The sequence below is a fragment of the Marinomonas shanghaiensis genome, assembly GCF_003259175.1.
In the GTDB taxonomy this organism is placed as follows: Bacteria; Pseudomonadota; Gammaproteobacteria; order Pseudomonadales; family Marinomonadaceae; genus Marinomonas; species Marinomonas shanghaiensis.
Genome location: NZ_QGOK01000011.1, coordinates 19,602 through 33,279, shown reverse-complemented (window position 1 = coordinate 33,279; position 13,678 = coordinate 19,602). Strand labels below are relative to the sequence as shown.

Below are 13,678 nucleotides of genomic sequence, written 5' to 3'. Positions count from 1 at the left end.
CTCATGACATGGAGGCGTTCAAAAAAGAGGCTATTTAGTTGGTTAAACCAAATGACGGCCCCCATCAAGTGACAAGGTTCGACCTGTCATATAGCGACTGCCTAATATGTACTGCACAGCCATTACGCCTTCTTGTTCTCCTGGCGCTTTGCGTAGCAGCGACTTATTCAATGCTTTATTACGGTATTCATCATCATCGCTTTCGTTAAACATCAACAATGACGGTGCAATCGCATTCACTTTTACCTTGGGGGCAAAGCGTTTAGCAAAAGAGCTGGTTAGATTGGCTAAACCCGCTTTACTTGCCGCATAGGCAATATGTTTATCACTGCCTTTTTCGACCACATAATCTGTCATATGAATGATGTCCGCTTGCCCATCCTGCTCAGAACCTGCACATAATAATGCTTCAAAGGCGAGATTTATACGATAAGGCGCAAATACATGCACTTGCCACATTTTTTCCATTAATAACCCTGTATCGGCACAACCTTCCTCCGCCGCCCATTCAGACGCATTATGAATGATGCCGCCTAATGCTGAATAACGACTTTTAATTGTCGCAATAAACGTATCAACACCCGTTGACGTTGAAAAGTCAGCTTGAAGACACGTTATTCCTTGTTCCTCTAAAGCAGCAATATCTTCGCGTGTTTTTCGATAAGTAATAACGACGTCATACCCCTGTGCAACTAATGCCTTTGCACAAGCTAAACCCAGGCGTTGCCCTCCACCTGTAATAATAATTGGCATTTTACGCACCATAAGTGTCCGTTCCTACTGAGTTATCTTCATTAAGAAGATTGATAAATACTATTTTCTAAGTACTGAACTGTATTTCTGCTAGATTTATATACGCATACCTTTAAAAAAAAGATCAATTATCTCATCCGATACTTTTTTTTGTACGTATGTCTATTGAACCATGTTTGGTTGTTACCTTTCAAAAGAGACATCGTTCCCTGTCTATGCTTATATTATAGCTCAGCAGTGGTCTCTAACCATGTTCTGCTTAGTTTCATCAATAACATAAAGGAAGACATTGCAATGACATCATTATCAACAAAAAAGACACCCTCTAAACATTTATCAAGTAGTAATATTCCTCAAGAAGCATTCGACTGGTATGACGAGTACGCTCATGGTGATATAGACAGACGTACTTTTTTATCTCGCCTAGGCACATTAAGTATCGCGGGACTCACCCTATCCGTGGTTGCAGGCGCGCTAACCCCTAACTATGCACTTGCAGAACAAGTCTCTTTTAACGATCCCGATATCATCGCCAGTTACCTTGAATTTGATACACCCAATGGGCATGGCAAAGGGCGTGGTTACCTAGTGATTCCAAAAAATGTAAATGCTGATAATAAAGCTCCTACCGTGTTAGTTGCACATGAAAATCGCGGCCTCAACCCTTACATTGAAGACGTTGCTAGACGCCTAGCAAAGGCGGGGTTCATCGCGTTTGCGCCTGATGCACTCTTTCCTCTGGGTGGCTATCCGGGTAATGACGATGCTGGCCGCGAAATGCAAAAAAGCCTTGATGGGAACAAAATCGAAGGGGATTTTATGGACGCTGCGACACTGCTGCAACAACACGCATTCAGTACAGGTAAAGTCGGCATGGTCGGGTTCTGTTATGGCGGTTATTTAACCAACACCTTGGCGGCAGCAATGCCCGATACAATTCAAGCAGGAGCCCCCTATTACGGCACCCCAGCCAAAGCCAATATAGAGAAAATCAAAGCCTCTTTGCAAATCCACTTTGCCGAAATAGATCAACGCGTCAATGACACTTGGCCCGATTATGAAAAAGCATTAAAGGCCAACAAGGTAGACTACACTGCGTACATCTACCCTAAAACAAACCATGGTTTTCATAACGATTCCACCGCTCGCTATGATGAAAAAAATGCTGAACTGGCATGGCAACGTACTGTTAGCTTTTTTGACAAAACCTTACGAGCTTAACGACGGACCGTTTCATTAGTCCAATCATGAAGCTAAGTGTTTAAGAAAGTGTTACTGCCTGGTATTAATGACAGGCAGTAACCTTATTGACATCCCAAAGCGGTGCGTCTTTATCGTACTGGAAGTTAATTCCTCGTACGTTGGGAGTCTGCTCCCATAACGATTCACATAAATCCATAACGTTGGAATCATCATTAGATTGCAACCAAGCCACCACAGCTTTGGCAACATTAGGATAGGAAATTTGCACCACTCGACTTGTTTCTAACCAATCTTGAATCGTGGCTGAATTCAAAACATCACAGGTCTTAGCTAAGCCCAATAAATCCAAGGCAATTGCATTAGAATGCTGCTCTATCTGTCCCTTTAACGGTTTTGCTAAAATACGACGGCCTAACTGTAAAGCCTCTGAATTTAACTCAAATCCAGCATTACAGAGTACAGACTCACATTCACTTAAATTCCGTTGAAAGACATCACGACTAAATCCAAAGACTTCAACATTGCCGTACACGCCTGGATCGATATCCTTACAATGTAAACGAAATTGATAAGCTGGTACGCCTTCAAGCCACTCCAGCACGGCCTCGCTATTTTCGAAGGGCAAATAAACAAGAACCTGATTAGCATTGGCTGAATTGACCAAAGTTTGGCCATGAATCAAAGGAGGCAAAATAGGATGACCAAAATGGTGCCAATGCGCCCCTAATTGTGTTGCTGCGGGGGCAAAATTTGACATAATCCACTGCGCAATCACATTCTTTTTATAGCGTGGAATATCGTATTTAAAGGCATATTGATGCCCAAACCCAATGCAAGGTACGCCTTGACGTTTCGCCGCCCAAGCCACAATAGGCTCAAAGTCTGTAATCACCAAGTCATATCCATGGGTATTCAACGCCCGAATATCCTTATATAAACGAATAAAATTCGCTTTACGGTAGGTCGCTACTAAATCTAGTTGACCATTACGCGCCACAAAACTTAATCCCTCAAAGGTTCGATAATTACCAAATACACTCATATCAAAATAGTCTTCTGGTGCGCGACCAGAAAAAACAAAATCCACCTCAAGTCCAGCGGCCTGCATTTCCACCGCCATGGCTCTCGCCCGAGTAATGTGTCCGTTTCCTGTTCCCTGTACACCATACAGTATCTTCACACCAATACTCCTATCGCCAATGCGGCACAAGCACTGCCCAATAAAGCGCCAATAACCGTATCCGTTGGAAAATGCACCCCCAGAAAAATACGAGACAAGCCCACATTTGCCGCCCAAAAATACAACATCATGTTTACACTAGGAAACCATTCACTTAGACAGAAAGCGATAAAAAATGCGCCAGAGGTATGGCCTGAAGGAAATGAAAATTGGTCTGACGGAATAATAAAACTGCTGAAATTATCCAATGCGTCGGCAGGACGATTACGCTTAAACCCTCGTTTTAAAACGAAATAGACCCCACGCTCAAGCACGAAACCAAACACTAAAACGGCCACTAAGGTTTCATACCCAAGCCACCATAACCATAAAGCACCTAAGCCATACAAAGGGCCGTCTGCCGAAAACGAAATAGCCCGCCCAATGCTCGTTAACTTGGCTCTATGCTTTCGCGCCATACACCAATAAAAAGTCTGCACATCAAATGCGTGGATGTTTTGAAGGATATTCATATTCATCACCTCACTGGTTTGTCTTACTTTCAACATAGACCAGTAAAATGTCCTTTCTGTGACACTGAGATGACAACTTCGTGACAGCGCGCGTTGGCCTCCCGTAGATAAAAAAATACCCCGTCAAAGCGAGGTATCTTTCATCACGATTGCCTTCATCACTATCAGTAACGAAAACACTACAACCAATTCGTTAACATGATCCCCACGCCAATCGATTGGGTTTGATGGTTGTAATCCAGTAACGATTGTCCATATCCATTAAAGTATTGAATATAACCTCTGGATTTACCCCACAAAGGAAAAGTAAAACCAACCTGTAATGCTCCTCTGTTATCAGAGGACTTAAGGTTGTTTCTCAACATAACATCAATACTGTAATCATCAATCACATGTATGATATTAAGCTCACCGTAACCATAGTAGTTTTCTATATTGGGATTATCATCAATGTCTTCGCTTTCCGGGATTCGATACCAAGGCTTAATAGAAAAGGCGGTATCCGCCGTTTCAAATAAGAAATCCACATAAAAACGGTTCCAAGAACGAGAAAGATCACCGGACTGACCATTCGACTGATGATTAAAACCGTACGTAATATAACTCGGCTTAACACCTAAAAGACCATGTTTTGGTTTGGTAACAATAAACACTTCAGGTTCATGATTAGTATCGCGAAAAGGCGCTGAAATATGGCTATTGTAGGCTTGCCAATAAGCTTGTTGAGTATAGGCAAACCACAAACTCGTATTGCGGCCCACCACATCATACACGACTGGAAATTTCACACTCAGCTGAAACTTAAACTCCACGCTCTCCAGGCTTTCATCTGTTTCATCCCCCAAAAAAGAGCGATCATTGGGGTTGGACGTGTAGGCAAAAGGCAAAAAATAATTGGGCCTGTGGGGCGTTAAGACAAACGGATTGTTCAGTGTGGCTGTTTCTCTATTCTCTCGCTGCTGAAAAAGACCATTCGCTTTTATTGCGCGCTGTGAAATAGATTCTGGTACAGCCGGTTCTTCCGGAGAATAAGGCACCTCTTCTTCCGACAATACCTCAGAAACACTGTCGTTGGACGGAAGAGAGAAGGTATCGTCCGAGGGCTGGGATTCAACTTGAGCCCACAACAAACTCGGCAGAAGCATCATTGAGCACACAATGGCTTTCATTATATTTAAAACCTTTTTTAGCGATCAGACCCGCTATCGTTATTGGGACAGAACGACCTTTTTGGCATAGGTATCGCGTTCCATTTCGCACACTTCCACGGAGAAACTAACATCTTTTAATGAAAATTGTGTTAACGCTTCAAGAACTAAGTGAGAAAGTTGTTTGCGTTGTTCCAACGTCCGACCAGACAGCATTCTCAATATGACATGAATGAAGGCATCCTCCTGCCCTGCGGTCAAAAAACTCTTGTATGGAAAACTGCGCAATTTAATGTCTTCAGCGGTAAAAAGTGACGATGCGATACAGGCAGCTTTCACCGCTTCAAGTAAATCAACGGGGGGGACTTCTTGTTCTAAATTTTGACTGTACTCAAGAATACAATGTGGCATAAAGGCTCCTATTTGGACTTATTTTAACACCCTGCAAACTAATATCCACGTATTGGGTCCACCACGGTGGGAGTAAGACCAGTTAAACGGTAATGATGAATATTGGAAGCCACTATCTGACTAGCACTGACTGGATGCGTAGGGGCTGAAATATGTGGTAAAACAGTAACGGATTTGTGCGACCAGTAAGCATGTCCAGTAGACAATGGTTCTTGCATAAAAACATCCAAAACCGCATGAGACAAATGCTTTTGATCAAGCTGAGCAAGCAAGGCATGATCGTCAACAATAGCGCCCCGAGCAAAATTGATCAGACTCGCCCCATTAGGCAAGTAAGACAAATTTTGTTGATTCAGTAGATTTCTTGTTTCCGACGTCAGAGGCAGAAGACAAACCAGTATGTCACTCTGGCGTAATAAAGCAGTCAAGCCATCCTTACCATGAAAACATTGAATGCCTTCTATGTGCTTTTCACTGCGACTCCAACCTGCTACTGAAAAACCATTGTTAACCAAACGTTGAGCACTTACTCGCCCCAGCGCACCTAATCCAAGCACGCCAATCCGACGATCTTGAGCTTGCACCATAGGACGTGGACACCAAAGCTGATCTGCCTGTTGCTTAGCATAGGCCGGCATATCACGATGCAAAAAGAGCGTCCAAGCTAACACGGCTTCCGACATGGTATTGGCTAAATTAGCATCGACCAAACGCACAATAGAAAACGTTGGAGATTCAAGCTCATTGATCATGCGCTCAACACCAGCCCACACACTATGAACCCACTTTAAGGCTGGCAACGCCATCAGATCTTCCGGACTCGGATTAGCCACAATCGCCACGTCACACTGCAGCCGTTGCTCTAAGGTTAATGCTGAAAACGGCAGAATAATCTCATCCGGCATCGCCGCTGAAAGTTGTTTAATCCAGACTGCCTGCTCAGATGGACCAACACGACTGACAAATGGAATCATTTCTCGTATACCTGAGCCAAGTCTTTAAAGCCTTTCAACTCAATAGCATTACCACTTGGGTCTTTAAAAAACAGCGTCCATTGCTCACCGGGCTGCCCCTCAAAACGAACACTCGGAGCCAGATCAAATGCTACATTCGCCTCAGTTAAACGTGTCGCCAGCTTTTGCCATTCATCCAAGGGTAAAATCAACCCAAAATGCGGCATAGGAACAAGATGGTTTCCTACTTTCCCCGTATTGGTCGTCGGGCTAGGCTCACCAAGATGAAGAGATAATTGATGCCCATGAAAGTCAAAATCAACCCAGGTCTCTGTACTACGCCCTTCGAGACAACCTAACACTTGTGTATAAAAGATGCGCGTTTCTTCTAATGATGTAACATGGTAAGCGTAATGAAACAAAGCAGACATAGGCACTCCTAACAACAAAATATGAGGTTAGAAAATACAGCACACTGAGCAAAAGTAAACACGAAGCGTAGCTGCCGCTTAATATATTTAGCATTAAGACGAAAAATGCCTCTCTCTTGCCATTGTCATGATAGAGGAAATTTGGGCAAATCAGGAACAAATGCCGCAATAAATTCGCTTGGCGGCAAAGGATGGCCAAAATAGTACCCTTGATAGAAAAAGCAATGAATCTCACGTAGCCTATCGTAATGAGGCAAGGTTTCCACGCCTTCAGCAAGAACACTGATATTGAGTGCTTTTGCCATGGCAATCACCGCGTGAACAATGGCCTCATCACTTTTATCCGTTAGCAAATCACGCACAAAGGATTGGTCTATTTTTAATCGATCAATGGGCAAAGATTTTAGGTACTTAAGAGAAGAGTAGCCGGTACCAAAATCATCAATCGAAAGATGAACGCCAAGCGCCTTGATCGCGTTCATTTTCTCCAAACAAGACGACAAATCGTTCAGTAGCATGTTCTCGGTAATCTCAAGATCCACACAGCTGGCAGGCACATCGTGTTTTTCTAGCTGGGCTTTTAACATCGGTAAGAAACCCACTTGCTGAAACTGTATTGGACTCACATTAATCGACATTCGCCACGATAACTGCCATTTACCCTCTTTCAACCAAGCCGCGACTTGAGACAGTGCTTCATTCAGCACCCAATGACCGATTTCCACAATGAGCCCTATTTCTTCAGCCACAGGAATAAACTCAGCAGGAGAAATAAAACCTTTTTTCTCATCCTTCCAACGAATCAAAGCTTCAGCACCGATGAGCTCATTTTTATCGTTCGTTTGAGGCTGGTAATACAAATTAAACAGCTTAAATTCTGTGGCATGATGGAGCGCTTTCTCCATTTCAAGACGCGCATCCGAAACAGCCTGCATTTCAGACTTGTACAAAGCGAAGGTATTACGGCCCGATTCTTTTGCTCGATAAAGCGCCGTATCCGCTTGCTTTAAAATCACTTCAGCAGAGCCTTCATTACCGTCAAAAATAGTCGCACCAAGACTGGCGGTAATATGCACCTCATGATGGCCCGCTTTTTTAACCTGCTGGCACGCATACATCACACTATCAGCAAAACCGTTTATGGCTTTTTCTACCTGCTCTTTATCATTACCGACATGAGTGAGTAAAAAAGCAAATTCATCGCCCCCCATCCGTGAAAAGACCATATTATCTTCTACCAGAAAAGCCAGTTGTGCAGCCACACAACGGAGCAACTGATCACCAACATTGTGCCCTAAAGAATCATTGATTGTTTTGAATCGATCAAGATCCATAAAAACCACAGCAGAATAGCTTAGGCGTTGCGGATGACGCTGAATTGCCTCATGGAGTTTATCCGCCAAATACTGACGATTTGGTAAATTCGTGACAGGATCATAGTAAGCAAGATGATGGATGTGTGCTTCTGTTTCTTTACGCTCAGACACATCGCGGATAAGCAGTAAGGTTTCCACCTTGTTTTGTATTGTATACTTGGCTAAGCGTATCTCTACCGGCAATTCAATATGTTGTATTCGATAAAGGGTTTCGACCGTAAGAGGCTCGTTGATTTGTAGCGAATTTAACGTCTGTAGAAAAGGCTGCCAAGAGGACGGAACGTGTAAACTTTCTAATGACGCAGAATGAAGATCCTTTTCTTTTCTCTTCAACATGTATTCTGCGGCCGTATTAACCAAGGTAATATTATTATTTTCATCCAATAACAAAATACCATCAGCGGCATGCTCTATCATCGCCTTGGTATGGCTATTACTTCGCTCTAAATCGCTTAATGCCGCGCTCAATTTATTCCATAAACGTGAGAAAGTCGCTTGTAAATGACCTAGTTCATCTGATCTATGGTGACGATAAAATGCTCTCGATAGTGGTAGTGAATGATTGTGCTCAAGGGCCGTTAACGACTCGGTCAAACGCATTAGAGGGTGAGTCACCAAGAAGTAAAAAACTAAAGAAATCAGAGAAGCAAGCAGCAGATCTTTAAATAAGTTGTACGTTAAACTGGAAAAGTGTTCTTTGAGTATTTTATCAAGCAAATAGCGCTTTTCCGGCAAGACAATTAAATGACCTGCTTGAAATACAGGCTTCTCTAAACGCAAGCTACGGTCATAGACCTGCAAATCGGATAAAAAATAATCTGCTAATGAATGAGAAATGGAAAAATTACGTTCCTTTGCAGTGGCGCCAACAAACAGCTCACCCAATTCATCTCGAACCTCCACATGCGCAATAGAAGGCGTTGACAGCAAACTATTAATCTGTTGTTGCGCAAAGGCCGTGTCTAAGCGAAAGATGGCCTCAGCCAACGGTTTTTCAACCACAGCAAGTAACTCATCAAAGTTCTGGTCAATCTGTTCTTTTTGGTACCGAACCCCTTCAAAAAATTGAATGGTACTACTGGCTAAACTCAGAACAACAGCCAAGGCTAACGTTAAAATAGCCTGCTTGATAAATAATGATCTAGAAAGAACAACACCCATTATGACTCACTTAGCTTTCTATGCGTCATGACCACCACATAACAACCATACGAAGACACTTGCACTTAGTATGCACATTACCAAGATTGGCCAATTATTCCTAACGAAAAAGCAGGGTATAAGAAAAATTTATTCACTGTCTGACGTGAATCACGATTTCTTACAAATAAATAAAAAAACCAGTATGCGTTCACATACTGGTTTTTTTATAAAAGAGCAATGTCTCAGTGCGTCACTGAAAAAGACTAGCCAATCACAGCGCCATCTTCACGGGAAATAGCAACCACACTGGAACGAGGAACCGATTGTCCGCCATTTGGCCAATGCGAATTGCCATCTTCACCAGGATGTTGAACACTGATAAACATGGCTGTTTTATTTGCATTCCACGCAAGACCAGTGATTTCACATTCCTTTGGTCCCACTAAGAAACGACGAATCTCGCCCGTTTCAGGGTCGCCAACCAACATCTGGTTATTCCCTTGACCTTGGAAATCCTTTTCATTGGAATAGTTACCGTCAGTTTGAATCCATAACAAACCTTTGGAATCAAACTTCAAACCATCTGGTGAGTTAAACATGTTGTCTTGGTTAATATTTTTAGAACCCGCATTGGCATCACTGTAAACCGCTGGGTTACCTGCTAACACAAATAAATCCCATTTAAATTCGGCACTGGTATGATCTTCGTTCATTGGCATCCAACGTACGATCTGACCAAAATTATTTTTAACGCGTGGGTTGGGTCCAGTAGCAGGTGTCTCATCGCCACCCGCATTGGGTTTCACTCCACGGTTAGAATTGTTGGTTAATGCACAATAGACTTCTACCTTATGGGGATGAGAAGCGACCCATTCTGGACGATCCATCGTCGTAGCACCCACTTTAGAGGCCGCCATACGAGTGTGAATCGCAATTTCCGCTTCCGTCATGCCAGTAGATTTTGGTGTCAATGCAATCCACTCACCACGATTGTTATCATGAAATTTGGCCGCATAAAGAGTGCCTTCTTCCAACAGATCGCGATTGTTACCACCCGCTAAATATTTGTGTTTGGACACAAAACGGTACAAAAACTCGCCACGCTCATCATCACCAAGGTAGACGACAACATGACCATTTCCAGCAATGGCTAACTCTGCATTTTCATGCTTAAAACGACCAAGAGCTGTGCGCTTTTTAGGACGAGAAGTTGGATCTAAAGGATCAATTTCCACCACGTAGCCAAAACGATTCGGCTCATTCGGCTCTTTATCTAGATTAAAACGATCATCGGCTAATGCCCAATCATAACGTCCTTCGGTACTGACGCCATAACGTTTGTAATCATCAGGCATTTTAAAATCTTTGCTTGCTGTGAAGTAGCCATTGAAATTTTCTTCACAAGTTAGATAAGTGCCCCATGGTGTCTGGCCATTACCACAGTTATTCCAAGTACCTTTCGCCACAACACCTTTAGGATCCGCAGAAGTTTGCATCCATTTATGACCACGAGCAGGGCCAGTGATATCCATTTCCGTGTCAGCAGTAATACGACGGTTATAAGGCGAATCTTGAACAATCCCCCACTTTCCGCCACGCTGATCCACTTCAATGATAGAGACACCATGAGCGGCTTTGTTTTTACGCACATCGTCAGCATTGATTGGCATACCGTCGGTGCGATTGGCATGCAATGTTTTTTCATTCGTGTATTCGTTATTGATGGCTAGAATCTGTTTACCATCTTTCGAAAAGAAAGCCATGCCATCGTTGTGATCACCAAAAGCCAATTCTTGAGAAGCGCCTGTACCACCTGTCGCTGGGTCAAATGCTGGCGCATTACTGAACAATGGATCTCCCCAAGACGCCACCACTTCCCACTTATAACCTTCAGGTACGGTAATGGTATCAAGTGTGTTGGCTTTCACCATACTGAATGCTAAGCGAGACTCTGCAGAATCCGCTGCAGCAAACGCTTTGCCTGCGGCCAGTGTTGTGGATCCCATCACAAATGCACTTGCGCCGACTGCAGCACCACCGCTTAGGAAACCACGGCGAGACACCATTTTATGAGCGACTTCTTCAAACTCAACCACTTCAGGTGCTGGACGCACTAACTCATCTAATTCATCAAAACTCAAATTCTGCTTCTGTTCAATAATCATCATACTGCCCTATATTGTCTAATAGATTGACACAAAAAAAGCCTTCTCCCCTGCAAGAGAAGTTATCCTTAATCTATAAACAAAACATGACATTAGGATGACAGTTAAACGACATTATGATGATAAAGTCGTTTTAACAGCTTAGCCTTCTGCCGGTTAAATAGGGCGTTGACAGTACAAAACATCTGCTCCATGGCGCACCTCTAAACCCTCTCTGATGGATTTTTTTAAGCCTTTCACGACCAAAGCATAAGAATGATCAATCTGCCGCTGAATTTCTCCAATGGGTAAATTCCCATCCAATACGATGGAATTCCAATGGCGTTTGTTCATATGATATGCAGGAATAACCTCAGGAAAAATATCGCGCAGCTCAATAGCATGATCTGGCGAGCATTTTAGATTGAGCAACCACTGACCTTGTTTCTTGATCAGCAAGGCAAACATCTTCCCTTGCACTTTGTATACTGCAGTGTGGTCATCAAATGGGAAATATTCTTCGGCCTCGGGTTTCGCAAGCAGATACTTTTTATGTATGGTTGAGTTCAAAATAGCGCCCTTTCAAGGTTCTAAACAATCACCAGTATAAAACAAAAAAACCGCTTACTGACATCCAGAAAGCGGCTTTAAATAGGTATTATGTGTAGGCAAGACGAGAACAACGTCTAAACAAAATCAACCTTGGTGAGCTAGATACTCATCATATGTACCTTGGAAATCAATGACCTTTCGTCCTTTAATTTCGATCACTCGGTTCGCCAACGACGACACAAACGCCCTATCGTGGCTGACAAAAATCAAGGTACCATCAAAGTCGAGCAACGCATTGTTTAACGCTTCAATAGCCTCCATGTCCATATGGTTTGTTGGCTCATCCATGACCAAGACGTTTAAGTCCATCATCATCAACTTACCAAACAACAAACGGTTTTTCTCTCCACCTGAACAGACGCGTACTTTTTTATTGAAGTCATCCGCGGTAAACAGCAAACGTCCCAACATAGCGCGCACTTTTAAATCATCATGCTTGGCCGTACGCCACTTAGACATCCAGTCAAACAAGGTTAAATCGCAATCGAAATCTTCCGTACTGTCTTGCGGACAGTAACCAATCACCGCGTTTTCAGCCCATTTGACCTCACCCTGTTTGGCATCCAGCTCTCTCATCAAACAACGTAAAAAAGTCGTTTTACCGGCACCATTTTCACCGATAATCGCCAATCGCGAACCCGCCTCTAAGATCATATTGCCGCCAGAAAACAACAACTCATCGTAGCCATGCCCAAGGTCTTCTAGAATCAATGCATGACGATGAAGTTTCTTATCTTGCTTAAAGGTCAACGACGGCGTCATTCGGCTAGATTGCTTCACTTCCGCTAATTCAATTTTTTCCAGCTTCTTAGCACGAGAACTGGCTTGCTTGGCTTTCGATGCGTTTGCAGAAAAACGATTCACGAAGGCCTGCAGATCATCCATTTCGGCACTTTTCTTCGCATTCTCTGTTAATAGCTGTTCGCGAATCAATGACGAGGCTTCCATGAAGTATTCATAGTTCCCTGGATAAATACGCAACTCACCAAAGTCAATGTCGGCCATATGAGTGCAGACAGAATTCAAGAAGTGACGGTCGTGAGAAATGATAATCATGGTGCATTTACGTTGATTCAACACACCGGCCAACCAATTAATGGTATGGATATCCAAGTTGTTCGTCGGCTCATCTAATAACAAGATATCGGGATTAGCAAACAAGGCTTGCGCTAACAAAACACGCAGTTTCCAGCCAGGTGCCACTTGGCTCATCAAGCCAAAATGAAACTCTTCAGCGATACCGGCTTCCAACAAAATGTCACCCGCACGACTTTCGGCACTGTAGCCATCCATTTCAGCGAATTCTGCTTCTAATTCACCGGCACGCATGCCATCTTCTTCGCTCATTTCAGGCTTAGAATAAATCGCATCACGCTCTTGTTTGACTTTCCACAGCGCTACATCCCCCATAATAACGGCATCAACCACCGTATACTCTTCGAACGCAAACTGATCTTGACTCAAAGTGCCCACTTTTTCACCCGGTGTGATAGACACATTGCCTGATGTTGGTGTCAGTGCCCCACTGAGAATTTTCATGAAAGTAGACTTGCCGCAACCATTTGCGCCAATTAAGCCATAACGATTACCGTTACCGAATTTTGCAGAGATGTTTTCAAACAATGGCGTTGCGCCAAATTGCATGGTGATATTAGCCGTGGAGATCAAAGGAAAAAGCCCTAAACAAAGAGATAAGAAAAACGTTCATATAGACCCCAAAATCAGGGTCAAAAGACAAACACAAAGATGGGCGAATATAGAGATTTAGAGCACTAAAGTCGAGAAATAAGTGCCGTTTTTTTGAACAAATTC

At 43.3% G+C, this 13,678-nt stretch carries 12 protein-coding genes; 1 reads left to right on the top strand and 11 read right to left on the bottom strand.

Annotation, left to right across the window (positions count from 1 at the left end; all coding sequences use genetic code 11):
- Window positions 1–42: 42 nt before the first annotated feature.
- Entirely contained in the window at window positions 43–753 is a 711-nt protein-coding gene (gene folM, locus DKT73_RS09830) for a dihydromonapterin reductase (RefSeq protein WP_332871646.1), read from the bottom strand.
- Between the two features lie 294 nt (window positions 754–1,047).
- Between folM and DKT73_RS09825 the strand changes: the two genes are divergently transcribed.
- Entirely contained in the window at window positions 1,048–1,974 is a 927-nt protein-coding gene (locus tag DKT73_RS09825) for a dienelactone hydrolase family protein (RefSeq protein ID WP_111638386.1), read from the top strand.
- A gap of 64 nt (window positions 1,975–2,038) precedes the next feature.
- On the opposite strand, the gene DKT73_RS09820 is transcribed toward DKT73_RS09825, so the two are convergent.
- From DKT73_RS09820 to DKT73_RS09775, 10 genes are all read right to left on the bottom strand, one after another.
- The gene (locus DKT73_RS09820) at window positions 2,039–3,136 is read right to left on the bottom strand and encodes an MJ1255/VC2487 family glycosyltransferase (RefSeq protein ID WP_111638385.1); all 1,098 of its coding nucleotides are present in this window, start codon (window positions 3,134–3,136) and stop codon (window positions 2,039–2,041) included.
- Window positions 3,133–3,648, bottom strand: a complete 516-nt coding sequence (locus DKT73_RS09815) for a phosphatase PAP2 family protein (RefSeq protein WP_111638487.1) — start codon at window positions 3,646–3,648, stop codon at window positions 3,133–3,135. Before DKT73_RS09815 ends, DKT73_RS09820 begins: the two co-directional genes overlap by 4 nt.
- A gap of 179 nt (window positions 3,649–3,827) precedes the next feature.
- Window positions 3,828–4,817 carry a phospholipase A gene (locus DKT73_RS09810; protein ID WP_111638384.1) on the bottom strand — a complete coding sequence of 330 codons (990 nt, stop codon included), beginning with the start codon at window positions 4,815–4,817 and terminating at the stop codon, window positions 3,828–3,830.
- 39 nt (window positions 4,818–4,856) lie between these two features.
- Window positions 4,857–5,207, bottom strand: coding sequence for a 5-carboxymethyl-2-hydroxymuconate Delta-isomerase (locus tag DKT73_RS09805; protein ID WP_111638383.1), 351 nt, complete (start codon window positions 5,205–5,207; stop codon window positions 4,857–4,859).
- A gap of 38 nt (window positions 5,208–5,245) precedes the next feature.
- Window positions 5,246–6,181: a 2-hydroxyacid dehydrogenase gene (locus DKT73_RS09800; RefSeq protein WP_111638382.1), complete on the bottom strand. Its 936-nt coding sequence runs from the start codon at window positions 6,179–6,181 to the stop codon at window positions 5,246–5,248.
- Window positions 6,178–6,591 carry a VOC family protein gene (locus DKT73_RS09795; protein ID WP_111638381.1) on the bottom strand — a complete coding sequence of 138 codons (414 nt, stop codon included), beginning with the start codon at window positions 6,589–6,591 and terminating at the stop codon, window positions 6,178–6,180. The genes DKT73_RS09800 and DKT73_RS09795 overlap by 4 nt, the downstream gene beginning before the upstream one ends.
- A gap of 125 nt (window positions 6,592–6,716) precedes the next feature.
- Window positions 6,717–9,128, bottom strand: a complete 2,412-nt coding sequence (locus tag DKT73_RS09790; protein WP_111638380.1) for a putative bifunctional diguanylate cyclase/phosphodiesterase — start codon at window positions 9,126–9,128, stop codon at window positions 6,717–6,719.
- Window positions 9,129–9,373: 245 nt separating this feature from the next.
- Window positions 9,374–11,278 carry a PhoX family protein gene (locus DKT73_RS09785; protein WP_332871645.1) on the bottom strand — a complete coding sequence of 635 codons (1,905 nt, stop codon included), beginning with the start codon at window positions 11,276–11,278 and terminating at the stop codon, window positions 9,374–9,376.
- Window positions 11,279–11,431: 153 nt separating this feature from the next.
- On the bottom strand, window positions 11,432–11,824 hold the full coding sequence (locus tag DKT73_RS09780; protein WP_111638378.1) for an MmcQ/YjbR family DNA-binding protein: 393 nt from the start codon (window positions 11,822–11,824) through the stop codon (window positions 11,432–11,434).
- 126 nt (window positions 11,825–11,950) lie between these two features.
- Entirely contained in the window at window positions 11,951–13,534 is a 1,584-nt protein-coding gene (locus DKT73_RS09775; RefSeq protein WP_111638377.1) for an ABC-F family ATPase, read from the bottom strand.
- Window positions 13,535–13,678: the final 144 nt, after the last annotated feature.

Coding starts and splice junctions, on each gene's coding strand:
- folM (WP_332871646.1), bottom strand. CDS start 753: ATGCCAATTATTATTACAGGTGGAGGGCAACGCCTGGGTTTAGCTTGT.
- DKT73_RS09825 (WP_111638386.1), top strand. CDS start 1,048: ATGACATCATTATCAACAAAAAAGACACCCTCTAAACATTTATCAAGT.
- DKT73_RS09815 (WP_111638487.1), bottom strand. CDS start 3,648: ATGAATATCCTTCAAAACATCCACGCATTTGATGTGCAGACTTTTTAT.
- DKT73_RS09810 (WP_111638384.1), bottom strand. CDS start 4,817: ATGAAAGCCATTGTGTGCTCAATGATGCTTCTGCCGAGTTTGTTGTGG.
- DKT73_RS09805 (WP_111638383.1), bottom strand. CDS start 5,207: ATGCCACATTGTATTCTTGAGTACAGTCAAAATTTAGAACAAGAAGTC.
- DKT73_RS09800 (WP_111638382.1), bottom strand. CDS start 6,181: ATGATTCCATTTGTCAGTCGTGTTGGTCCATCTGAGCAGGCAGTCTGG.
- DKT73_RS09795 (WP_111638381.1), bottom strand. CDS start 6,591: ATGTCTGCTTTGTTTCATTACGCTTACCATGTTACATCATTAGAAGAA.
- DKT73_RS09790 (WP_111638380.1), bottom strand. CDS start 9,128: ATGGGTGTTGTTCTTTCTAGATCATTATTTATCAAGCAGGCTATTTTA.
- DKT73_RS09785 (WP_332871645.1), bottom strand. CDS start 11,278: ATGATGATTATTGAACAGAAGCAGAATTTGAGTTTTGATGAATTAGAT.